The sequence below is a fragment of the Pseudoalteromonas sp. G4 genome, assembly GCF_028875915.1.
Lineage (GTDB): Bacteria > Pseudomonadota > Gammaproteobacteria > Enterobacterales > Alteromonadaceae > Pseudoalteromonas.
In genome coordinates this window covers 122,100-145,467 of record NZ_JAPEHW010000003.1, presented here as the reverse complement: position 1 = coordinate 145,467, position 23,368 = coordinate 122,100, and the positions used below count along the sequence as shown (strand labels likewise).

The 23,368-nt window shown below is 38.4% G+C and carries 26 protein-coding genes; 18 read left to right on the top strand and 8 right to left on the bottom strand.

The annotated features are described in order from the left end of the window. Positions 1-48: 48 nt before the first annotated feature. Together ON073_RS02775 and ON073_RS02770 are read left to right on the top strand one after the other, a co-directional pair. Positions 49-1,398: a class II 3-deoxy-7-phosphoheptulonate synthase gene (locus ON073_RS02775; protein WP_274760335.1), complete on the top strand. Its 1,350-nt coding sequence runs from the start codon at positions 49-51 to the stop codon at positions 1,396-1,398. 211 nt (positions 1,399-1,609) lie between these two features. Then, positions 1,610-2,347 (top strand): substrate-binding periplasmic protein, encoded by a 738-nt coding sequence (locus ON073_RS02770; RefSeq protein WP_274760334.1) that lies wholly within the window; start codon positions 1,610-1,612, stop codon positions 2,345-2,347. Here ON073_RS02770 and ON073_RS02765 read toward each other — a convergent pair. Both ON073_RS02765 and ON073_RS02760 read right to left on the bottom strand, forming a co-directional pair. Then, entirely contained in the window at positions 2,337-3,146 is an 810-nt protein-coding gene (locus ON073_RS02765; protein WP_274760333.1) for a sterol desaturase family protein, read from the bottom strand. The genes ON073_RS02770 and ON073_RS02765 overlap by 11 nt on opposite strands. Further along, positions 3,133-3,561 (bottom strand): SRPBCC family protein, encoded by a 429-nt coding sequence (locus tag ON073_RS02760; RefSeq protein ID WP_274760332.1) that lies wholly within the window; start codon positions 3,559-3,561, stop codon positions 3,133-3,135. The genes ON073_RS02765 and ON073_RS02760 overlap by 14 nt, the downstream gene beginning before the upstream one ends. A 100-nt stretch (positions 3,562-3,661) precedes the next feature. Here ON073_RS02760 and ON073_RS02755 point away from each other — a divergent pair, with 100 nt between their 5' ends. Continuing rightward, entirely contained in the window at positions 3,662-4,624 is a 963-nt protein-coding gene (locus ON073_RS02755) for an AraC family transcriptional regulator (RefSeq protein ID WP_274760331.1), read from the top strand. A gap of 3 nt (positions 4,625-4,627) precedes the next feature. On the opposite strand, the gene ON073_RS02750 is transcribed toward ON073_RS02755, so the two are convergent. Beyond that, a complete protein-coding gene (locus ON073_RS02750) occupies positions 4,628-5,329 on the bottom strand; it encodes a hypothetical protein (RefSeq protein WP_274760330.1) in 702 nt (233 codons plus the stop codon). Positions 5,330-5,481: 152 nt separating this feature from the next. Between ON073_RS02750 and ON073_RS02745 the strand changes: the two genes are divergently transcribed. From ON073_RS02745 to ON073_RS02705, 9 genes are all read left to right on the top strand, one after another. Next, on the top strand, positions 5,482-6,168 hold the full coding sequence (locus ON073_RS02745; RefSeq protein ID WP_274760329.1) for an ABC transporter ATP-binding protein: 687 nt from the start codon (positions 5,482-5,484) through the stop codon (positions 6,166-6,168). Further along, on the top strand, positions 6,162-8,642 hold the full coding sequence (locus tag ON073_RS02740) for an ABC transporter permease (protein WP_274760328.1): 2,481 nt from the start codon (positions 6,162-6,164) through the stop codon (positions 8,640-8,642). The genes ON073_RS02745 and ON073_RS02740 overlap by 7 nt, the downstream gene beginning before the upstream one ends. A gap of 133 nt (positions 8,643-8,775) precedes the next feature. Further along, a complete protein-coding gene (locus tag ON073_RS02735; protein WP_274760326.1) occupies positions 8,776-9,279 on the top strand; it encodes a flavodoxin family protein in 504 nt (167 codons plus the stop codon). A gap of 10 nt (positions 9,280-9,289) precedes the next feature. Further along, on the top strand, positions 9,290-9,424 hold the full coding sequence (locus ON073_RS02730; RefSeq protein WP_274760325.1) for a hypothetical protein: 135 nt from the start codon (positions 9,290-9,292) through the stop codon (positions 9,422-9,424). 4 nt (positions 9,425-9,428) lie between these two features. Next, on the top strand, positions 9,429-10,085 hold the full coding sequence (locus ON073_RS02725) for an arylamine N-acetyltransferase family protein (protein ID WP_274760324.1): 657 nt from the start codon (positions 9,429-9,431) through the stop codon (positions 10,083-10,085). 104 nt (positions 10,086-10,189) lie between these two features. Next, entirely contained in the window at positions 10,190-11,206 is a 1,017-nt protein-coding gene (locus ON073_RS02720) for a DUF1254 domain-containing protein (protein ID WP_274760323.1), read from the top strand. Positions 11,207-11,560: 354 nt separating this feature from the next. Continuing rightward, a complete protein-coding gene (locus ON073_RS02715; protein WP_274760322.1) occupies positions 11,561-11,977 on the top strand; it encodes a VOC family protein in 417 nt (138 codons plus the stop codon). Positions 11,978-12,078: 101 nt separating this feature from the next. Next, complete coding sequence (locus ON073_RS02710; protein WP_274760321.1) at positions 12,079-13,383, top strand: MFS transporter; 1,305 nt, start codon at positions 12,079-12,081, stop codon at positions 13,381-13,383. 66 nt (positions 13,384-13,449) lie between these two features. Then, positions 13,450-13,866 carry a GFA family protein gene (locus ON073_RS02705; protein WP_274760320.1) on the top strand — a complete coding sequence of 139 codons (417 nt, stop codon included), beginning with the start codon at positions 13,450-13,452 and terminating at the stop codon, positions 13,864-13,866. An 82-nt stretch (positions 13,867-13,948) separates the two neighbouring features. Here the strand turns inward: ON073_RS02705 and ON073_RS02700 are convergent, their stop codons facing one another. From ON073_RS02700 to ON073_RS02680, 5 genes are all read right to left on the bottom strand, one after another. Beyond that, a complete protein-coding gene (locus tag ON073_RS02700) occupies positions 13,949-14,383 on the bottom strand; it encodes a hypothetical protein (protein ID WP_274760319.1) in 435 nt (144 codons plus the stop codon). 270 nt (positions 14,384-14,653) lie between these two features. Then, the gene (locus tag ON073_RS02695; protein WP_274760318.1) at positions 14,654-15,931 is read right to left on the bottom strand and encodes a M56 family metallopeptidase; all 1,278 of its coding nucleotides are present in this window, start codon (positions 15,929-15,931) and stop codon (positions 14,654-14,656) included. Continuing rightward, entirely contained in the window at positions 15,928-16,305 is a 378-nt protein-coding gene (locus ON073_RS02690) for a BlaI/MecI/CopY family transcriptional regulator (RefSeq protein WP_274760317.1), read from the bottom strand. The genes ON073_RS02695 and ON073_RS02690 overlap by 4 nt, the downstream gene beginning before the upstream one ends. A gap of 105 nt (positions 16,306-16,410) precedes the next feature. Then, positions 16,411-16,809, bottom strand: a complete 399-nt coding sequence (locus ON073_RS02685; RefSeq protein WP_274760316.1) for a hypothetical protein — start codon at positions 16,807-16,809, stop codon at positions 16,411-16,413. Between the two features lie 123 nt (positions 16,810-16,932). Next, the gene (locus ON073_RS02680) at positions 16,933-18,171 is read right to left on the bottom strand and encodes an alpha/beta hydrolase-fold protein (RefSeq protein ID WP_274760315.1); all 1,239 of its coding nucleotides are present in this window, start codon (positions 18,169-18,171) and stop codon (positions 16,933-16,935) included. 104 nt (positions 18,172-18,275) lie between these two features. On the opposite strand from ON073_RS02680, the gene ON073_RS02675 reads away from it, so the two are divergent. From ON073_RS02675 to ON073_RS02650, 6 genes are all read left to right on the top strand, one after another. Continuing rightward, positions 18,276-18,689 (top strand): GFA family protein, encoded by a 414-nt coding sequence (locus tag ON073_RS02675; RefSeq protein WP_274760313.1) that lies wholly within the window; start codon positions 18,276-18,278, stop codon positions 18,687-18,689. Beyond that, on the top strand, positions 18,682-19,671 hold the full coding sequence (locus ON073_RS02670) for a nucleotidyltransferase family protein (RefSeq protein ID WP_274760312.1): 990 nt from the start codon (positions 18,682-18,684) through the stop codon (positions 19,669-19,671). Before ON073_RS02675 ends, ON073_RS02670 begins: the two co-directional genes overlap by 8 nt. 28 nt (positions 19,672-19,699) lie before the next feature. Further along, complete coding sequence (locus ON073_RS02665; protein WP_446728503.1) at positions 19,700-19,867, top strand: DUF6500 family protein; 168 nt, start codon at positions 19,700-19,702, stop codon at positions 19,865-19,867. Positions 19,868-20,027: 160 nt separating this feature from the next. Continuing rightward, the gene (locus ON073_RS02660) at positions 20,028-21,500 is read left to right on the top strand and encodes a sensor domain-containing diguanylate cyclase (RefSeq protein WP_274760311.1); all 1,473 of its coding nucleotides are present in this window, start codon (positions 20,028-20,030) and stop codon (positions 21,498-21,500) included. 379 nt (positions 21,501-21,879) lie between these two features. Continuing rightward, positions 21,880-22,344, top strand: a complete 465-nt coding sequence (locus ON073_RS02655; protein ID WP_274760310.1) for an Sbal_3080 family lipoprotein — start codon at positions 21,880-21,882, stop codon at positions 22,342-22,344. A gap of 232 nt (positions 22,345-22,576) precedes the next feature. Beyond that, the gene (locus ON073_RS02650) at positions 22,577-23,359 is read left to right on the top strand and encodes a DUF748 domain-containing protein (protein WP_274760309.1); all 783 of its coding nucleotides are present in this window, start codon (positions 22,577-22,579) and stop codon (positions 23,357-23,359) included. The last annotated feature ends 9 nt before the right edge of the window (positions 23,360-23,368 follow it).

Below are 23,368 nucleotides of genomic sequence, written 5' to 3'. Positions count from 1 at the left end.
GCCCTGTAAATTCGGAACTGAGGTTATATTGGAATGAGGAAAAATGAAGTGAAACCTTGGAGCCCGAATAGTTGGAGAGATCTCCCTATTCAACAACAGCCGAATTACAGAGACGCTGAACAATTATCAAACGTAGAAGCACAAATTAACTCAGCACCGCCTTTAGTGTTTGCTGAAGAAACACGTAGCTTATTTAAATATTTAGAAAATGTGTGCGAAGGTAAAGCCTTCTTACTTCAAGGTGGTGATTGCGCAGAGAGCTTTTCTGAGTTTAATGCGGCGAGCATTCGCGATACCTTTAAAACGCTAATGCAGATGGCCGTGGTTTTAACTTATGGTGGTAAATGCCCTGTTGTTAAAATTGCACGTGTTGCAGGTCAATATGCTAAGCCACGCTCAGCTGATTTAGAAACTATTGATGGCGTGAGTTTACCGTCTTATCGTGGTGATATTGTTAACAGCTTTGAATTTACTGAAGAAGCGCGTATTCCAGATCCACAGCGTTTAATGCAAGCATACCATCATAGTGCTGCAACGCTTAACTTACTGCGTGCATTTGCACAAGGTGGTTTAGCTGATTTACACCAAGTAAACCGTTGGAATATGAGCTTTGTTGCGGCTAATCCACTGAAAAACAAATACCAAGAACTTGCGGATCGCATTCAAGATGCACTGCAGTTTATGGAAGTGTGTGGTATTACATCTAGCAACTCTGCAAATATTCGTGAAACAGAATTATTTACGTCGCATGAAGCATTATTACTTGGTTACGAAGAAGCGTTAACGCGTCGCGACCACTTATCTGGTGATTGGTATGACTGTTCTGCACACTTTGTGTGGATTGGTGAGCGTACACGTCAACTTGACCATGCGCATATCGAATTCTTCCGTGGTATTAAAAACCCAATCGGCGTAAAAGTGGGCCCAGGTATGGACCCTGATGAGCTAATTCGTTTAATTGATGCGGTAAACCCGGAGAATATCCCTGGTCGTTTAACCTTAATTACGCGTATGGGGGCTGATGTATTACCTGAAAAACTGCCTGCGCTTGTACGTAAAGTACAACAAGAAGGCCGTAAAGTGATTTGGAGTTCAGATCCAATGCACGGTAATACTGAAAAAGCGAGCAATGGCTATAAAACACGTAGTTTTGATAACATTATGCGCGAAATTAGCCAGTTCTTTGCTGTTCATAAAGCAGAAGGTTCATACCCAGGTGGCATTCACTTAGAGATGACTGGTCAGCACGTAACTGAGTGTACTGGTGGTGCATACGGTTTATGTGAAGAAGACTTAGCACAACGTTACCGTACGCAGTGCGATCCGCGTTTAAATGCAGATCAAGTATTGGAGCTTGGCTTCCTCGTAGCTGACTTACTTAAAGATGCGCGCAAGTAAGCGCTAAGCTAAAAAAATCAAGCAAACCAAATAATATTGGTAAATGAAGAGGCCTAAATGTAGGCCTTTTTTTATTGCCAAAACGATCGCAAATAGCACATTATTCGTTTAATAGTTTTATGTAATAGAGCGATGAAATTGAACTAAACTATAGGTAGTTATTTTTTAAAGTAATTATTTATATTGTAACGGTTTACATGCTGGAGGTATTTTGAAACGGATCGTACTTATGCTGTGCAGTTTGGTGTGTTTTCAACTCTTTGCAGATCAAAACAGCTTACGTTATAACTCTTCAGGCTCAAGTAACTGGGTACCTTACTATATGCAAGATAAGGCCACTCCAGGTATTCTCGGTGAGCTTATCCCGCGTATTTTAGAGCAAGCAAATATCCCTGGTATTGAAGTGAAAATGCCGCCCAAGCGAACCAACCAAGCGTTAATCGATGGTGAATTAGATTTTGATGCTGTGTGTGCTGAGTGGTTTCCCAAACAATATGTTGGACCCGAATTTGTGCTATCTAAACCCTTATTTACAATAAAAGAATATTTTGTTGGTTTAACCGACAAGAGCAAAACAGATCATTTAGATCATCATAATATCGGCACTGTTTTAGGTTATTACTATTATGATGATAACACTTTTAACCGCGTAGATTTTCGCTCTGAACGTGAGCTCATATTAGCACTAAAAAAAGCTCGTGTATCACGCATCTTAATTGGTGATCTCACAGCAAGTTATTGGGCGAAAAAGTATGATGTGGATCTTCAATTTCAAAAATTACACACCCAAGGTTTATTACGCATTCGCTTAAACAAACAAAAGCAGCATTTATTACCCCGTTTAAATGCTGCGATTGATGCGCTTTATGAACAAGGTGTAATAAGCAACATAGTTGATAAATACACCCGTTTATACGGTAAAGATGAGCTTGACCTAACTAATGGCTAGGGTAGCCAAATAACACGCTTAGTTTTTGTTTAAAGGTGTTTGCGGCTTTTAACTTATCTTTCAAAACAAATAACTGTTTAAAATTGGTGCTCAGAGGGTTATCTTTTGGTAATTCACCAATGATTCCGTATTTGATGGTAATCGACTTATCTTCTGGCGCGAAAGTGCCAAATAACTTATCCCAAATAATCAGTACGCCAGCGTAGTTTTTATCGATATAAGGCTTATTCGTCGCATGATGAATGCGGTGATGTGTTGGTGTATTAAATGCTTTTTCAAACCAGCCTAAATTACCAATCACCTGTGTGTGCACAAAAAATTGATACGCTAAGTTAATTGCCACAATGGCAAACACTAAACTGGGTGAAAAGCCGATTAATATCATAGGCAACCAGAATAACCACATACCAACAATTGGGTACAAAACACTTTGCCTAAATGCCGTAGTAAAGTTCATATGGGTTGAACTGTGGTGCACCACATGAGCGAGCCAAAACCAATGAATATTGTGTGATGCGCGATGAAACCAGTAATACAAGAAGTCTTGTAAAATAAAACCAACTAGCAAAGATGTCGCGGTAAGTTGTATATCAAAAAGCGAAAATTGATGAAGCCAGTTAAACATAGGCATAAGTAACAGTAAAATAATCGCATCTGCCCCTTGGTGTAAAAGCGCAAGAGCGGTGTTGTTTATGCTGTCTTTAACATTGTAATGTTTACGTGCCTTAATAAACTCTAAAGCAACGCAAATAATAAACACGGGGCTTAACCCCAATAGAATGAGTTCAACGGGGATCATATAAGGCTCCTAATTTATCTAGGCAATTACGAATGTCGCTTGCAAGTACTTTGCGCAATATAAAACGTGGTAAATACCAAGGTGATTGGCACTTAATCGAGTAATTGACTGTTGTGGCGTGATTTTGGGCCTGAAAAGAAATAACCCCTTCATGATTTTTAACGGGGAAGTCATTTAAAACGCGATAACGAATTTCCTTTTCATTTGCTGTAATAATTTCTTCTAAAAACGACACACCAAAAATCGATACTTGCCTAATACAGCCCTTACCTCCTAAAGGTTCACCACCGTCTTGCTCTTTAATCACTGCAAAATTGGCATTAAAAAGTTGATCCAAATTAGGGTGGTCAATCAACTTAGTAAAAATTTGATCTGGCGTTGCTTTAATTGCTTTTTGATAGTTAACAGAAATCATAAACGCTATATGTTAATCACGACTTTTAGCAGCTTAATTTGACTTTGCTTGTTTATCTTGCGCTAATACGACATAGTTTTTGTTATTTTACGACAAAGTTATGGCATCGGTTTCAACTGCGTATGTGCAAAGTGTATTAAGCTATTTAACGGACTTAGGGATAACACCACCAGCAATGGCATGTGATGAAAACTCAGGGCGCATTGCGATGGAGCATTACATTGATTTGCTTAGTTTAGGTGAAACGTTAAGTGGGCAAAGTTTATTTGGCTTTGAACTGGGCAAGCGTATTCAGGCAAAGGACTACGGGGTATTAGGTTACCTTGTTGAAAGCTGTGAAAACCTTTCGCAAGCGATTGATGCTCTGATCCGTTTTGACTCCTTGGTGGCCGATATAGGCGATACACATGTTTATCCTTTAGAGTACCAAGTGCAGCTTGATTGGATCCCTAAAAGTACCAACTGCAAACATATGGTGCTGAGAAATACCACAGCATGGATTGCAACGGTGCGAAAAATTTTAGGTGAAATGTATAAACCTGACGAAATCACTTTTGCATTTGATCTCACGTCAGATGAACTTGCGATCTTGAGTGATTGGTTTAATTGTAAGGTGATCATTCGCGCTACAACGAACAGTATTATTTTTTCAAAAGAGTTACTGTCAATCCCCTTTACAAGTGAAAACAAAGCGATGTTTAGGGCGTTAATTGAGGTATCAGAAAGTGAATTACAAGCGCGAAATACGCATAGCAATATCAAAGAGCAAGTGACGCTTTTGTTAAAAGCAAAAGCGAGTTTACGCCAATGTGATCAAACACGGATCGCAGCGGCGCTTTTTATTAGTCCAAGAACGCTTCAGCGTAAACTGAAACAACAAGGCACCTCCTTTATAGAGTTATTAACCTTCGAGCGTCAATCACGAGTCGATTTTTTACTAACTCAGTACAGCATTGCAGAAACAGCCTTTGAGCTTGGTTTTCAAGAACAATCTTCATTTACCCATGCCTTTAAAAAGTGGCGCGGCATCACACCACTTAAGCACCAACAAATGTTACGCTAAACGTTAAGGTTGCAAGCGTTGGTAATCTGAGAAGGTGTCTTTTGAAAGCTCATCTATTTCAGTAAAAAAGGCAAACGTGCCTTTCATCGTCATTTTATTGTGCTTAGGTAAAATGCTGATATCGCGTTTAATAAATGCTAATTGAATATTGAAGTCGGTAATCTTGGCGCTAAACATCGGTGAAAACGGCGCAGTATTTTCGATTTCAATTAGCTCAATGTATTTATTCGCTTTATTGTAAGACAATTTACCAGCGAGTTTTTGACTAGCCTTTTTACCTAGCTTTTTTAAATTCACCGCAAAATTTAGAAAAAGATAATCGTTATCTTCACCTTGAATAGTAAGTGATTCTTGGTTTATTAATTCCCGTAATTTTATTGAAATATTTACGCCTTCTTTTTGCTTTTCTTTCTTTTGCAAAAACGCTTTTTGCTGCGCTTCACTGGGTGTTTGTTCATTGATTTTTAATAAATGCCATGTTTGATTGTTGGCATTAAATTGCTCAATACTGCTGGTGACATCGCCTTCTTCATTTTCATAACGCGCCACTTGATATGACCATTTATCGCGTGGCGTTTGTTCAAATTGGGTAATTGCGTCATTGATTAATACTTGGTAATCGGTGCGTTCAAGTGCCTTATAATTAGCGGCGCTTACTTTTAAAGTACATAAAGTAATCATTGTAATTAGGAGTTTTCTAAACATAAAAAGTCTCAGAGATTGTGATTTTGTTAATACGCTAACAAACACCATGTGAAAGCTTTGTGAAGAGGACTTTATTTTTTAAATCGTCTTCACATCTATTTCACATCCACCCCTTTAAGCTGGTTCCACATTCGATTTTTGTGAGCCAAATTATGAATAACTACATTGAATTAAAAAATTTAAGCCAGTCATTTGCTGCAAGCGATGAAACAATCACACTTTTCAAAGCGTTAAATATGACAATTCAACAAGGCACGTCATACGCAATTACAGGTCCTTCGGGGGCGGGTAAATCTAGCTTGTTGATGCTTGCATCTGGACTTGAAAACCCAAGTTGCGGTGAAGTGAATTATGTTGAAAGTAATAAGCGATTTTCATTAGATGCAATCAGAGATCAAATTGGTTTTATCTTTCAGCAATTTCATTTATTGCCGGAACTAACCGCACTTAATAATGTTGCTTTGCCACTAAAATTACGAGGCGATAAACAGGCAATCACGAAAGCAGCGCATTGGCTTGAAAAAGTGGGCTTAGGTCATCGTAAAAATCATAAACCAAGCCAATTAAGTGGTGGCGAGCAACAACGTGTCGCAATTGCGCGGGCGCTGGTATTTGAACCAAAGTTTATTTTTGCCGACGAACCAACAGGGAATTTAGATCCCAAAAGCGCGCAAGAAGTGGCAAGGCATCTTATAAATTGCTGTAAAGAAAACAACGCAAGCCTAATTATTGTGACCCACAGTAATGAATTAGCACAGCATGCTGAACATGTTTATCAATTAGCAAATGGCAAACTGTCGCAAGCTTTGCCTTTTGAGTTGGAGGCTGAAGCATGTTAGTTACAAACATAAAACTCGCGTGGCAATTTTATTGGCAAGAATACACTAGCAACCACCAGCGTTTATTGCGTTGGGTACATGGTTTGCTATTACTGTTTATTGTTACGTTAACGCTTACCAGTAACAGCATTCAAAATTATTTAGCGCAAAATCTTAATGGTCTATTGGGCGCCGATGTGGTGATAAGTCAAAAGCAAGCGCTGAATGACACACAGTTTAAAAGCGTGAATCAAATCGCATCCAAGGTGGTGGTGACACAACAAATAAACACCACGTTTACCCATAACGGGCAGTATCAACAGGCTCAGTTAAAAGCTGTTGGCAGTGATTACCCTTTGCAAGGAGAGTTAATCAGCTCTACTTCATTACAATCAGAGGGGGAAGTAAGCAAACAGGGCCCTGAGCCAGGCAAAATTTGGCTTGATGCACGCCTACTTGCGAGCTTAGCAATTTCCCCTGGCGAAATGCTGCAAATTGGAAATCACAGCTTTAGAGTTGAGCGGGTGCTTCAACACGAACCCGACCGATTAATGGAGGGTCATTCAGTGGCAATGCGCGCAATGATCCACCAACACGATTTAGCCGCGCTAAATTTTGCCGATGACTTAGTGCAGTATCGTTATTTAATCGCTGCTAATACGCAGCAACGAAATACGCTCATTACATGGCAAAAATCACACTTACCAGCGGCGCAGCTATTTCATAAACAAGGTGAGCATCCGCTTGCACGTTTTTGGCAACGAACAGAAAACTTTATGGGCCTTGCCTCGATTATCTTATTTTTTATGGCGGCAATCGCGATAGAGCAGTTAGCACAAGTGCAAATGCGAAAAGAGCGCTACTTTAGCGCACTGTGTATGAGCCTAGGTGCAAGTAAAGCAAGCTGTATTCAAATTTCGCTGTTTAAATGGTTTATTGGCGTACTTGTGCTGTTGCCAATTGTGATGGTGCTGGCAATGGCTGGGCACTATTGTTTGGTTCAGTTTTTAACGAGCACCTTTACAAATTTAACTTGGCAATGGCAGCTGCAACCAGCACTTAAATCAGTGGCTGCAGTGATGTTTATTTTTGCTATTTTTCAAGCGCCAGTATGGTTTGCACTAATTAAAAATAGCGTAGCAAAGCAATTTATTGGCCATAGCAATACGGTGAATACTGGCCTAAGTAAAGTTGCGAGTATCTTAGTGCTGTTTATTGTGGCATTTATCTATTCTGATAATGCGCTTTTAACCGCCATGATGTTAATTGCGGTGCTTTCAACCGTGGCGATTATGTTGTTAATGAGCTGGGGAGGACTAACCTTCGGTGAAAAGGTCACATCTCAGTTTTCAGGCTTAGTGCCCTTTTCATTATTTATGATGAAGCAGCGCTTAGTCAGTAAAAGTACGCAAATTTTGGGCGTAGGCCTATGTGCATTTTTATTACTATTTACCTTAATGTTATTACGTGACTTAGGCCAAACTATGTCGATGTATCAACGCCAGCATGACGGTAATGTGTTTATCTCTCAAGCTAGCAGCAAACAAATGGGGTTTATTGAAAATTGGGCGGCTAAAGAGGGCATTAAAGTTAGGCAAGTAAAACCTTACCTTAATGCAAAGCTTACTCATATAAATAATCTATCGCTCGAAGAATTTAGCGATAAACCAAGTGATAGCTTAGCAACGTTTAGCCATGCTATTCGTCTTCACTGGAGTGAAACGGTACCAAGCAATAATCGAATAGAAAGCGGTAAATGGTGGCAAAAAGAGACACAAAACTGGCAGCAAGTATCTGTTGAACAAGAGGTAATGACAGACTTAGGATTAAAGCTTGGCGATACACTGACATTTTATATTAATCAACAAGCGTATGACTTTACGATAAGTGCAAGCCATGCGTTTAAACCGGGCGCAGGGTCTATCACCTTTTGGGTGCAAATGCCGGAACTTGCAACACAGTTTATAGATGCGCCGCATTACACTATGGCCAGCATTGAACTTGCTGATACTCAATGGCAGTTACTTGCACCATTGTGGCAGCAGTTTCCTACCTTACGTATGGTAAGTTTAAAAGAAATTACTGCACGTTTTGATAAAACATTGGCGATGGTGACGCAAGTAATTGCAGGCTTTGCAGTAATGATTGCGCTGTTAGCCTTGGTGGTAATTATTGCTTCTATTAAAGCGGTTGAACCAAAAGAGCAGAAGAAAAATAGCATTATTTTAAGCTTTGGCTTTACCCGAAAAACCTGTTTACAGCTAAATATGATTGAGTGGTTGGTCACCGCGTTTATTACCGCGACAGGTGCAATACTCGGCACCTATTTAGCGGGGCAACTGATTTATAAATCACAATTTTCACTTAACTATGTGCCAGATTTTATCTGGCTTGGCATGACGTTAATTAGCATTCTTGTTGTTATAACGGGTATCGGTGTTTTTATGAGTCGTCAAAATTTAAATAGCTCCATTCGTTCTTTGCTTTCGGATTAATACCCATCATTCAACTCTTCAGGTACTCATAAGTTAAATTGAGTGCCTGAAACTTTTTATAAAAAACACTTTACCTCAACCTAACCTGAGCTTTTAAAGTGCACACAAATTTTAAAAAAAGGACTGCCAACAAATGACAAAATTAGTCTTATTTTCAAGTGCTAATAAACAAGGTAATACAGCGCAACTGATTGATGAAATTGCAAAGCATCATGAATTAGAGGTGATTGATATTGATGCCTTAACAATTACCCCTTACAACTATCAAAATAATTACCCAGAAGATGATTTTTATCCATTGGTCGAAAAAATACTGGCAGCAGATAAGTTAATTTTTGCCTCTCCTGTCTATTGGCATGCACCAACCGCAACAATTAAAGCCTTAATTGATCGTATTACCGAGCTTACCGATGTGAAGGTCCTTAAAATTAAAGCGCGCTCCCTTGCTAATAAGCCAACCTTTGTTTTAGCCACTTCGGCAAGTGATGAGTTATGCCCCATTTTCAATGGCTTTTTTGAGAAAGTCTTTGCCTACTTTGATATGCCCTATTTGGCACATTTACATGTCAGCTGCCGTGAAGGATTTAATTTAGAAGATAACGCGTTAGCCAAATTTAATACTGTTTTAAATAATTAGGAGATAAGTGATGGAGCAATTAGTCGAAAAATATTTAACTCAATTAAACATCAATACATCGCTTACTGGGCTTTTACTTATCAGTCATATTAAAGCGCAGCATATTGCTGCTTTTCCCTTTAGCAGTAGCAATGTGATTTTATGACGCCTTGTTTGAGCGCCTCGTATTTAATAAAACCGGCGGTTACTGCTTTGAACATAACAAAGTAATGTATGTGGTATTAAAGCAACTAGGTTTTAATGTCAGGCCGCTCATTACTCGAGTGTTACTTGATGGTAACGAGGGCAATGGCCGCTTACACCGTGTTACCTTATTAGAATTTGAAGGCGAAAAATACATAGTAGATGTGGGTTTTGGCGTTATGAACCCACGTTTTATTGTGCCGCTAAAAAATGCCACTATTGATACTTTAAGCGGGCGTTATACCATTAAAGCAATGGCTAATAATCATTATAGGCTTGAATATACGCCAACAAATGCAGAGCCTACTACCCTATACCGCTTTGATTTAGCTGAGTTTACAGAAATGGATTGCAATATTGGGCATTTTTATAGTTCACAATTCGAAGGCGCAGCATTTGTGAATAACCTGGTGGTTTCTCGCGTTATGGAAAACGAGCGGGTGTTAATTCGTAACCGTGAAGTCACATTTTTTGATGATGCTTTAAATGAACAAGCTGTGTATCCCATCACTTCAGCACAGCAATTGTATTCATTATTAGTAGAGCATTGCTTACTTGATATCTCTGAAGGCGACGTAAATAAACTTTTTAGTTTTATAGCAACAAAGCCAGCTGCGAAGTAAAAGCCTAAAGCGCTTTTTATTGTTAATTAATTATCTAGCTGATAGCTTATTCATAACTTAACAAATAGCAGTTGTGTTTATCTCAACAATTAAAGGGAGTTTTTATGGTTAGCAAAAAAATAGTGCTTAATGGATTGTTTTTGTTGTCTGGTTTCTGTGGTGCTTTGCATGCGAAAACAGGAGAGTCAGTTACAGAAGATACATTTGTTCGGGCTGAAACAGACAATATGTTTGCAGCAATGATAGAAAATGCTGGTGGTACAAATTCCTTTTTTCATTTTAGAGCGCCAACACCACTAGATAAGCAAACTGTAGTTCGAATGAATAGGGATGTGCTTTATTCCGGTGGTGTATTTGATGCAAAAGAAGGGTTATCAGTTACTTTTCCAAAACTGCTAGATGATCGCTATGCATCAGTATATATCCTTGATAATGATCATTATGTGGTTGATATTATTCATAAAGCTGGCACTTACCAGGTGAAGAGTGAAACTGAGTTTGTATATGTAATTGTGCGAATTCAGGTCAAAGATCCATCAAATAAAGATGAAGTTGCTTTGGTCAATGCCTTGCAAGATCAATTTAAAGTTGTCTCTAAACGTAATAGTAATTTTCCCGGATTTAATTGGGATCGGGAGTCCCTTGATTCATTACGTAAAAACTATGAAGTTGGTAGCAAGCAGTTTGATAGTTGGGCTGGTATGATGGGGGAACGTGGCAAAGTTAACGAGAAAACTCGCCATTTTGCAGCAGCTGCCGCATGGGGATTACTGCCCGAATATGAAGCAACTTATCTAAATTATCAGCCAAAAGAAGCAAATTTAAACACATGTTATTTTGCTAATTATAATGTGCCAGAGAACCAAGGTTTTTGGTCAATAACTGTGTATGGCGATGATGGTTTTATGAAAAGCGATAACAATGTGTTTAACCAGTCAAATACAACACTAAATGATAATGGCACATTTGACGCTTACTTTGGGTCCAAGGCCGTTTGTGGAAATGTTAAAAACCGAGTAGATGTTTCTACTGGGTGGAATTTTCTATTTAGAATCTATCGAGCAGGTGAGTCGGTATTAAATGGCAGTTACACCTTACCCGAAGTGACTGCTATTAAATAAAAAGGCATTTATCTTTCAAAAGCGGCTTAGGCCGCTTTTGTTGTTTTAACGATTAAATTGTCAGATACCATAATTAATATCTAGAATTAGAGCGTGTTGAGCTTTTCTGTCAATTTCTGCGGCAGTTTGTTTGGTATTTAGACAAGGCAGAGCGATTGTAGTGTAGTATTCTACATAAATGAGCGATAACACAGTATAAATGCAAAACAAACGCTGCCAGATAGGTTCACCTCATAGCGTTATGTTTTTTACTTTCCTACCAAGCGACGCTGTGATCAAAGCGCTATGGATTTGAACAGAATTTAGACCGAGAAGGTTAACACGCTCCGGCATTCAAAATCGTTTAGGATTTCTATGAAACAGAATATTGTGCACGTTGCACTTGTTGTTAAAGATTACGATGAAGCAATTGATTTTTATGTAAATAAGCTCAAGTTTGAGCTGTTAGAAGACAGCTATCAAGCTGAGCAAGATAAACGCTGGGTGGTAGTGGCTCCGCCAAACTCACATGGGGTAGCCTTGTTACTCGCAAAAGCATCTAAGCCAGAGCAAGCCCCGTTTATTGGTAATCAAGCAGGTGGCAGGGTGTTTTTATTTTTAAATACCGATGACTTTTGGCGTGATTATGAACGTATGAAAGCAATTGGTATTCACTTTATTCGTGAGCCTAAAGAGCAGCCTTATGGCACTGTTGCAGTATTTGAAGATTTATACGGTAATCGTTGGGATCTGTTGCAATTAAATGCCGATCATCCAATGGCTAACAGGTAAATATTGTTTGGTGCTGCAGTTATCTGTTTGATCGTTTAGTGTAAGCACCGCGTAGTATTACTGAAACCACCTTATTAAATAGCCTCATCTCAAAAGGATTTATGCCTTATTTTTCAAAGTTAAACGATAAACTCCATGCAAAGCTAAACACCAAAAAACACGTAAAGTGTAGTGAACTCAGTGATAACGCATGCCAAGTGCAGCATAGCAATTATCTGCTATTTTTAATGGCTTTAGTGTTTAGCAAAATCGCCGACGCGCTTACAAGTGCAAAAGTAGTATTGCCTTGGATTATGGCAAGCACTGGCGCACCGGTGTTTCTTACATCACTATTGGTGCCAATTTGTGAGTCTGGCTCGATGTTGCCGCAAATTATGCTTGGCCCTTATATTCGTCGTTTTCCCACACGTAAACACTTTTTGATTTATGGTGCGTTACTACAAAGCGCAATTGTGATTGCCTTATTGTGTGTTGCGCTTAATTTTTCAGGCATCAGTGCTGGTATCGCTATTGTGTTACTCACAGTGGTGTTTAGTTTGTCCCGCGCAATTTCATCTATTGCCAATAAAGATGTGCTTGGTAAAACTATCGATAAAAGTAAACGCGGTACGCTCTCGGGTACTGCGGCAAGTATCGCAGGCTTAGCAAGTATCGTTTTAGCTGTGTTCTTATATTTTCGTGATAGTGAATTGGGTGGCATAGATGTTTTACTCGGATTTGCAGCGTGTTGCTTTTTACTAAGTGCACTTAGCTTTGGTGCGATTAAAGAATTTGCAGGTAATACAGATAAGCAATCGGATACTAAATCGGTTCTCAAAAGCAACCTGCACTTGTTAAAAAACGACCCACAGTTTCGCCGTTTTGTGATGGTCAGAAGCTTAATGATAAGCTCAGGTCTTGCTGCACCCTATTTTGTTTTAATGGCGCAAGCCAACCAAACCTCAAGCCATGTTTCGCTTGCTGGTTTAATTTTACTCGGTGGTATTGCAAGTTTTATCAGTGGCCGTATTTGGGGGAAGTTGGCGGATAAAAACAGTAAATCTTTAATCACCTTTACAGCATTAATTAATAGTGTAATTTGCGCGGTGGCAGCGACACTAATGTGGCTGAATGAAAATCATAGCCTGTATTACTTAGTGCTATTCTTTACATTGCTGGTGGTACATGAAGGTGTAAGGCAAGGGCGTAAAACCTATTTAGTTGATATGGCACAAGGCAATAAGCGCACCGATTATGTTGCGCTAAGTAATAGCTTAATAGGTGTGGTACTACTAGTTATTGGTTTGGTATCGGGAGTCATTGCGCAGTTTTCGTTAGTGGCAGTCATGGCACTTTTCACTGTGTTCAGTTGTCTTGCATTTGCGCTTAGCTTTACCTTGCAAAATGTATCCAAAAGTCGGGATTGAACAAAATAAAGTTAATGGTTAGCGTAGTGTTTTGTAGTCCATTGAAATTTAATGTTTGGAGAGAAGATGAGCGAACAATTAACCGGTGGTTGTTGCTGTGGTGCAGTGAGCTTTAGTGTTAAAGATGACTTTAAAAAATTCTTTTTTTGCCATTGTGAACAGTGCCGCAAACTTACAGGTACCGCGCATGCTGCCAACCTATTCACATTGCCAACAAATATTACATGGACAAAAGGTGAGCAGCTAACCAAGCGATTCGATCATCCTACCCGTGCTTTTTCAAGGGTATTTTGTACCGAGTGTGGCTCAGGGCTGCCGTTTTTAACGCAAAATAAAAAGTTTTTAATTGTACCTGCAGGCAGCCTAGATCAAGAGCCAAGCAAAGAAGTCGACGCAAACATTTTTTGTGAAGAGCAAACAAAGTGGCATCAAGCAGGCTTACAAGCAGAAAAAGTAACTGGTTTTTTTCAAACGAAAAAATAACCAGTTAGCCGCATTATTAATGCGGCTAATTTTAATCATCATAAATAGCAAATGTGCTAAACATACTGCTCAGAATATTTTGTTAAAGCTCTTTAAATTTTAAAGCTTCAAATATTCTATTTCTTTGCCCTTGGCTAAATACAAAATAGCCAAATTCTAACTCACCATTCAAAGGCGTTTTTATACTGACAGTTTTTGGCAATCCGCCAACACTGTAACCCGCATAATCATTCCATAATACGGATTTAGTTTTCCCAAACTCGGTGAGGTGAATTCCATCACTGTTTAGCTCTAACGAATATTCAACTATTTTGGATTTACCAGAATTAAAAAGCATTAACCAAACGGAAACTAGCACTGCGACGATTAACAAAAAGCAAAGATATTGCAACGCAAACGTCTTTTCACCTTTTACCATAGAAACAATAAACGGTATCAGCAAAGGAAGGCCGAATTTCATTATATAAGTGTAAATTCTAAACTTTACACCTTGAATCCGTGATTGAACAAAAACCAATACTCCTCCTTGAGTGCTATGTATTTAATCGTGAGCAATTGAGTCGTTTTCTTACCAAAAACGTTATCATTTTTGTATTTATGTACTTTTATCAAAAATTGTAACTTATTGCTATAAATGAACTTTTATTTAACAAGTGAAATAACCTGTTGGATTATTGTTGTGGTGATGATGGAAGGTTTTAATTAAAAGTTAAAGGCCGTTATAACGGCCTAGTAAATTGAAAATCTTGAAGCTGCGATTTGTGCTTATTTATGAAGGTATAGCTATTTATTCTGGTTTTTTTGCCTTGCTCGGTACAAAAGAAATTGAATAGGCGTTTTCGCTTAACTGATAGTTGTCAATTTCAATTTTTGCTTGTTGGTTAAAGGCAACCGACAATTTTGGTTTTTCGACAATTTTTCTGCCGGAAGCTGTAACTTCAAGTATTTCGATTTCAACGTCAGCAACATCGCTTCGCTCAGAAACTTTAAAGTTGAAATGAAATTTATCACTAATTTTAAATGCTGCTTTTTCGTCAAAATTGACCCACATGGCCATTTTTGAGGAATGAATGCTTGGTTGATTGGTATCAGTGCGATCTGTCACATTCAACTCAAAGTTAACAAGCGCACCTAAGTCATTAGGTTGATGCTCTTTATTTGGTGTTGCTAGGGCAACTGTGTGCCAAGCCATTAGCAATAAAGCAGTTGTAATTGTAAGTGTATAAGCTAGTTTGCTTTTTATTGTCATTTCTCTTTGCTCCTTGAGACGCTTTAGTCGTTGAATATTGTTATTTTTGTTTGAGGTTGCAGTGCAATTGAATGCTAAATTTTGGCTTTGATGGTTGCGTAAAATTAACTCTGCAAAATCATGTTGGTATTTGGTTTGGCCGTAGTGCTTGGCACATTGTTCATCACAAAGAGCTTCGATATAAAAGCGGGTATGTGCACTTAATTTTTTAACCAGTGGATTCCACCAAAAAAGGCATTCCATCAGGGTTAATAGCATTAGGCGTAAGTTATCTTTTCTTGTTTGATGGGTTTTTTCGTGATTAATAATCAGTGCTAGCTGATTAGGTTGGGATATTGCATTTGCGACCACAATCTTGCTGGTAAAAATGCCCATAAGCATGCCGCTTGGTACATTATCTGCACGATATACCGAAGTATTATATTGCTCGGAGAGTGCACTACAATAGCGGAATGATTTACTACTTTTGATAATTGCTTGTCTACTTAATTGATTTTTTAAGCGCGTTGCGAATATACAAAAGCCTATTAAAAAACAGGAAAATAGCGCAATTGAACACAACTGCTGATAATCGATTAAATAGCGGTTTAAATTATCTTGTTGTTGGCTAATCGTCGTAAATGTTTGTGACAAAATTACAGGACTCACCAAGTTATTTGAAGACAGTATTTCAGCTAATACTGGGTAAGGTAAAAGCCAAACAGAAAGTGCAAATACTGTTAGTGAGTAATTAACGTTATTTGACCCATGCGTTAACTTTAATAAAGCCATTGCAAGCAAAGTAATACAGGTATTTATCATCAAATAAAAAATCATTGCTTCAAGTCCTTTTTACGCTCTTTTAAGATGGACTCTAAATACTCAATATCATCCATGGAGAGCTCTTCTTGTTCTAAAATATGTGCTGCGAGTGGGCGGCTTTTTCCAAGAAACACTTTATTTATAAAATCTTTAATTAATGGCACGCTGACTGACTGCTTTTCTGTGGTTGGGGCATAAAAAATTGTACGACCATGGGTCTTACTGCGTTTTAAGCTGCCTTTTTTCTCAAGCCTATCGATAATGGTCTTAACGGTGCTGTATTTTACATCTCGCGTTTGGGCAACCAATTTATGTATTTGAGGTGCGCTGGCTTCTTTGTGTAGCCAAAACAGCTGCATCACTTCTAGTTCAAAATTTGAAAGGGCCATATGTTAATTATATATCTACATGTGTAGATATAGGTTATCTCTACATGTGTAGATATTGCAAGCGTTTTTTCTTTACATAACTGCACATCAGGTTATGTAAATTTATTAAAGCGCGTTTAATTCATTGATCTGCTTTAAAGCAGCATCTAAGTCATTTGCAAAAAAGTGGGGCATATCGAGTTTTTCAAACATGCGATGAATTTGCTGTTTAGAAATGTTTTCACTGAAGCTGTCGCTAAGAATGGTGGTGTCTGAAAGCACATTGTGTTTTTTGCGCCATAAAAAGTGTTGTTCAAGGCGTGCAACTACATCTGGCATAAACAAGGTTTCGCTTCGTAAAATCGCAATATGTCGCCATGGCGCACCATTAAAGCTTGCTACTATTTCAGAAATATCATGGTGGTAGTGCTCAACCGCTTCGATGTTCCAGGGACCTTTAGCATCAGCTAATATAATGTTGTTGGGCAGTAATGTCAGCGTGAAAGTTCCGTGTTCAATTGCCATAAAATTACGTATTAAATTGAGCTTATCTTTTGAGTTTAATTCAAATCGACACTAAATCCAGTTACAACAAAATACCTTAATAAACACAAAAAGCGCCCTTTTGTGTTTCTAAGAGGGTTTAATTTACTTCACTTTTGCCGCTAAGATATTCAACTGCCATTGTGCCACTTGTTGTTTTTCAGCTAGGGCAAGCGCTTTTTTATAATATGTTTGCGCGTTTTGTTGTTCACCTAACTGCTCATAAACACCTGCAATGGCTTTAAAGTGTTCAATGGAATATTCATGCTCTTTCTCAGCATCCTTTAGCAGTGCTAATGCATTTTTTGGCGAGTGGAAATGACCAACATAATTGGCTTGTTTGGCAGTTAATACTTGGCTTGATTGCGGTAATGTTAGCTTCGCATTTTTAATAAATTCAGGCACTTTTTCGACCAAATTATTACGGTAGTGATAGCGCATTAAGCTGTGCGCCACGTTCGTTGGGATGGCCTGTTTTAATTGCCACTGCGTTTGCAAATTAGCGTAATGCGTCAATACGCTTTGTGGTGATTTAGTTGCCAGTGCTCGCTCGTTTATATGCCAACCATTAAAAATCTGTTTTAAGCTGTTTCTCAATGCGATAAGTCCGACAGAGTTGTGGTTTTCATCGGGATAGTGGGTAAATTGCCAGGTGAGCGATGCTTGTGGGTTTAAATCTAAATAGTTAATCAAATCATATTGGCCCATTCGGGTTTCATCAGCTAACGATAAATGCAGTGACACAGTTGAAAATGTTTTTGTATGTAAGGTGTTTTTAGCTTTTTTTACAATCGCGTTATCACCTACCCACACCGATGGGCTAATGGCAATGTAATGATTAAAGCGAGCGGGATTTTCAATAAGCGTATTGAGTACAAATAATCCGCCAATCGATTGGCCCACTAAAATATGGTTATTAGCGGTGCGATAATGGCTTTGAATATAGGGTTTAACCTCATTTTCAAGGTAATCAGCAAATTTGCTAGCACTGTCAGGCTGTTTATCACTAAAACTTGGTGTCATGTAATTTCGATATGACGATGTGCCATTATCCGAAATTGCAACCACAATCACATCAGGGATCAGCTGCCCTTTATTAGCCAGCATATCGAGCATGCCTGTAACTGCTTTAAAATTGTAATCACCATCAAGTAAATAAATTACAGGGTAGGTCGCAGTTGGGTTTGCTAGGTAATTTTCAGGCAATGCAATTTGAATGGTGCGTTCTTCACCAAGAATACTGGATGTCTGAGAAATACGTTGGTGAGTAGACGCTAATGCATTGGTAAACACAGTGTTTAGCAGTAAAAAGAGCAATGCTAAAACAATCATTAATTGTTTCATGGTGGTTCCTGTTGATATTTGCTGTTTTATCCTTAGTTGGCTGTCATCATCTAATAAATTGATTTAAAGTGGAAATAATTAAGTTTAATGACTGAGGCACAGATATGATCACCGGAAAATGTAATTGTGAAGCGGTTCAATTTACGATTTTAAGTGAGCCAAAAGATATTTACATGTGTCATTGCTCAATTTGTCGAAAAGCTACGGGTACCAATGGTATTGGTGTGTTGGTTGTGAGCAATAGTGATTTTCAATGGCAAAAAGGGCAAGACGCAGTTGCCACTTGGAAAAAGCCCAATAGCGATTGGCAAACATGGTTTTGTAAAATTTGTGGATCTAAAGTGCCTGGCGACAACGACAGTGAACGAAAATTTATTCCGGTGGGCTTAATTAGTGAAGATAAGGCGCTTTCGGTGACGCATCATATTTGGGTTGATTCAAAAGCTCATTGGGATGAAATTGGCGACAATGGCATGTTACACCCAGAAGCGTTTGGTACAGGAACCACGCGTGATTAAACTGCAAAAAGCAACTTTTGAAGATGTTGGCTATTTATTAACACTTCGCAAACTAACTATGCATCAGTACCTTGAACAAGCAGGGTTACCTTGTACAGATGAAGCGCACCTTGCGCGCATAAACTACCAATTTGCACTCACACATTTAATTATTTTGAATAATCAAGTTGTTGGCATGGTGAAGTATGGTTATTTGGCAGATCAAGCTACTTGGTATATTTATCAAATTCAAATACACCCTGATTTTCAGAATAAAGGCCTTGGCAGCAAGGTTATTAGCGAGATTATTGAAACAGCTAACACACAAGAAGACAATGTGGCGCTAAGTGTAATCAAGCAAAATCCAGCCCGTTTTTTGTATTTTAAGCTTGGTTTTTCAATTGTGGGTGAAACACAAGATGAATATTTATTGTCTCGGCCAACAGATACCCGCCGTCACTTGCATACCTTGCAGCAATATTTAAAAAGCGATTTCACGCGCATGAGCGCGCTTAAAGCCTTGCAGCAGCTTAATCTTCCAAGTGGTTATATTGCAGCGGGTTTTTTACGAAATCTAGTGTGGGATAAATTACATGGCGATATAAACACGCCACTTAATGATGTTGATGTGATTTACTATGATGCCAACCAAACCTGTCACAGTCATGATAAACAACTTGAAGCCGAATTATCTAAAGTAATGCCAACGTTAAACTGGCAAGTGAAAAACCAAGCGCTGATGCATATAAAAAATAATGATGCCGCGTATACCAATGTAATTGATGCCATGGCGCATTGGCCAGAAAAAGAAACCGCAGTTGCGGTTAAATTAAATGATAAAGGCAAGCTCGAATTTATTGCTGCATTTGGCTTTGACTCGTTATTCGATTTAAAGTTAAACCACAACCCTAAACGTGATAAAAGTGTGTTTTTAGCCCGTGTTGAAGGTAAAGGATGGAAAAATCGTTGGCCAAAACTGGTAATGAATCCAAACTCAGATTAAAAAACAAACCGCTGTAAAGGGGTTTTACATATTTGCTCAAATAATAGGATTAAGTTGTAATGAGAGCGGAACTCAGAGAAAAAATAATGATCCAGAACGCTTAATGGAAGTTGCTAGGTGGTGGATAGAAACCCATCAGCTAGATCACTTCGAAAAAGCTAAAAAAATAAAAGAAATGGTATTAGCAGGGCGCTGAACTCTATTATTTTTTATAAAAACTTAGTTTTAATACTATTTTTATTAAAGGCTATTTTTTGATTGATTGTATTCTTTTTTTAACGGTAGTATGAAAGTATTAAATAGCCTCTAATGTCGTTTGAAAAGGGATTTTAAATGATGTTTAACAAAGCGATAAAATGCTCTCAAAGTTAAAGTCTTGGCAATATAATTTGCTCACTTGTGCTGTTTACCTGCTATTTGCAGTGTTTACCATGCAGGTGCTAAATACACTGTCAGTTTGGCCACCTGCAGGAGTTGCATTGGCGGCCGTGATACTTTTTGGTCGCGGAGCATGGCTGGGTATTGCACTTGGCACCTTTTTTACGGTCATCTATCATTTCTACTTAAGCGATTTAAACCCATTTACACTGCCTCATATTGCAATTAATTTCGCAACAACAACCGGAAATACACTTGCAGCACTTTGTGCCTTTATCATCATAGACAAACAGCTGAAAAAACAAGATTTATTTACACGGGTTGCAAATGTTGCTGGCAATTTTATTTTAGCCTGCGTAGCTATTGGGCTTATTTCAGCCATTTTTGGTGTGGGTGTTTATTTTCTTATCGGCGAGCAGTGGATTGATGGATTGTTTAAGGGCATTCTTAATTGGAGTATCAGTAATTCACTGGCAGCTATGGTTATTAGCCCTGCACTTTATTTCTTGTGGCGCCGGTGGCCATATCAAATGGCACAAGAAACCATCACTCAATCAGTTACCTTAAGCTTAATTATTATCGCGACCTGTTATTTAGTATTTGGCCCTGGCTATAAGCAACTTGATTTACCAATTTTGCAACCATCTCTTTTACTGTTTCCATTACTTTATTGCGCCATAAGATTATCGCCAACCACAACCAGTTGCATGAATATGTTGGTATTTTTCTTGGCGTGGATTGGTGGCAATCAAGGGTGGGGATATTTTTATTACCATCATTCTGCAACAGCAGAAGTTTCAATGCAGTTTTTCTTTTTGTTTATTTTTACTGCCGTCTTATTAGTGCAAGCTGTATTCAGCCAAAGACAAAATGAGCAAGAGCACCTCACAACGTTGTTAGAGCAAAAAGTAGAAGAACGCACACATGAACTGGAGCGGGCAAAAGAAAGCGCGCTAAAATTAGCTGTGACAGATCCTTTAACCCAAATTTATAATCGCCGTGGCTTTTTTAAAACCGCTAATAAAGTGTTTAGCCAATACCTTAGGCACCAAGGGAATTGCGCCATGTTATTACTGGATTTAGATAAATTTAAATCGGTTAACGACAAATACGGCCATGCCACAGGCGATGAGGTAATAAAAGCCACAGCGAAGATACTCACCCTTTATACCCGTGACTCAGATATTGTTGGGCGTATCGGCGGTGAAGAGTTTGTGGTGTTTTTACCTATGTCGAATTTAGAAAGTGCAGTAGCGTTAGCCCAAAGGATCCGTCAAGGTGTTGAAAAGCAAATTCTCAGTTGTGATGAGCATATGGTTGAATTTACCGTGAGTATTGGTGTGAGCGCACTCCAAAAAGAAGATCAACATATCGAAGCACTGCTAAAACGCGCAGATAAAGCACTTTATATCGCCAAAGAGTCTGGTCGAAATCAAGTTCAAAGCAGCTAACCGCTAAGTTTTACGTATCTAAAAATAACCTTGTTTGCAAAACGCAAAATTACTGCAAGTAATCCGTTTGCCTTTCATATTTTACCCATGCAACCAAACGGCTAAAAATATTCCCACTGTTGATATAAAGCTAATAATAAGTTGTGAATTTAGACTTTAAATATGATATAAATCATGCGGTTGCTTTAATTTAGTAAAGCAACTTTTATAACAATCATAAGGTCGAAAAGGTTTTCTTAGCAGTTTTGTAGTGGTTAAACTGTTTTAATTAAAACTTTGTTTGTACAGCATACTTGGCTGTTCATTTAACGCTTACAATAATCAACAAAAATGCAAAAGCGACTAAAAGACCCTCAATATTTCAAAGGATTTTGAATTTATGAAAAAGTTAGCATCTGCACTAGCTATTACTTCTACTTTACTACTTTCAGGTTGTATGACCGTAGTGCAAAACTCACAGCCTGCTTCACTTGAAACCAATAAAACAGTAACCGTAATTGACGACACACGTACACGTGATGGTGTGCGCGACTCAATCACAGGTTGGTTAACAAAGCAGGGTTATCAATTTGAAGTGGTAGAAACGCCAAACTATGTACTTGAGTATGATCAAGCGATTGTTTATCAAGCGAATTGGTCGTGGGACATCACAACTTACATGCGTTATGCAGATATTAGTTTATATAACAAAAATAACCGTATCGGTAACGTGAGAGTAGACACTGTTGGTTGTGGCGGTTTTGGTAAATTTGGTAATGCTGCTGAGCGTATTTCGCTATCAATGGATTTATTGTTTAATAAAATTGATTCCAAACAAGCAGAAAAGCTAATTTGTAAAGCATAAAACTAATCCTTAGGCCTGTAAGGTACGTATTATAACTAGAGATTAAGTTGTACCTTTATCGACTTTAAAAAGTAGATAATTGGCAAGCTAAGTTATTAAAGCGCTGAGGTTTCAGCGCTTTTTTTTTGAATAGAAAATTTTATTTTTGAATGAGTTAGCATCTTTACAATAGCTTGTTTACCTTGTAGCTTATTCGGGTAATTTAGCTGTTTAAATTTAATAAGGATATTTTATGAAAAAAGTCATTGGTTTTATATTTGCTGCTGCGCTAGTGATAATATTGGCAATCACCTATTACGGCCTTAAAAATCTAGATGCCATTGTGAAGCATGTCATTGTGCAGGTTGGTACTAATGTTACAGGCTCACAAGTTGCCGTTGATTCTGTGAGTATTTCACTAAAAGAAGGGCGCGGTGAAATAAGCGGTTTAAATTTAGCAAATCCAACAGGTTTCGACAGCAAGCACTTATTTCATTTAAACCAAGTGGCACTTGATATTAAACCAAACAGCTTGTTTGGTGATGTTATTGTGATTGACGAGGTGTTAATTGATGGCGCAGATATCATCGCCGAACAAAAAGGGCAGCAAACAAACTTACAAGTATTACTTAAGCAACTTGAACAAAATGGCTCAGGTTCGCAATCAGAGAGTGCGCCAGCTGAAGAAAAGCCTGCCGATCCAAACGCAAAACCAGTACGTTTAGCCATTACCAAATTTAGCTTTATTAATAATAAGGCTGAATTACATACCGAAAAGTGGGCGCCACAGGTGCTATCTGTACCAAATATCGTAATGAATAATTTAGGCTCTGCTGATAATGGCCTTACACCAGAGCAATTGAGCAGCGAAGTGGTAAAACGTCTCGTGCGTTCGGTAGAAAAAGCAGCAACCGATGCGCTTAAGAAAAAGGCGCAAGAAGAGGCGAAAAAAGCTATTACTAACGAACTAGATAAAAACTTATCGCAAGACACCAAAGATAAACTGCAAAAGTTAAAAGATGCGACGAATAACTAATAGTTATTT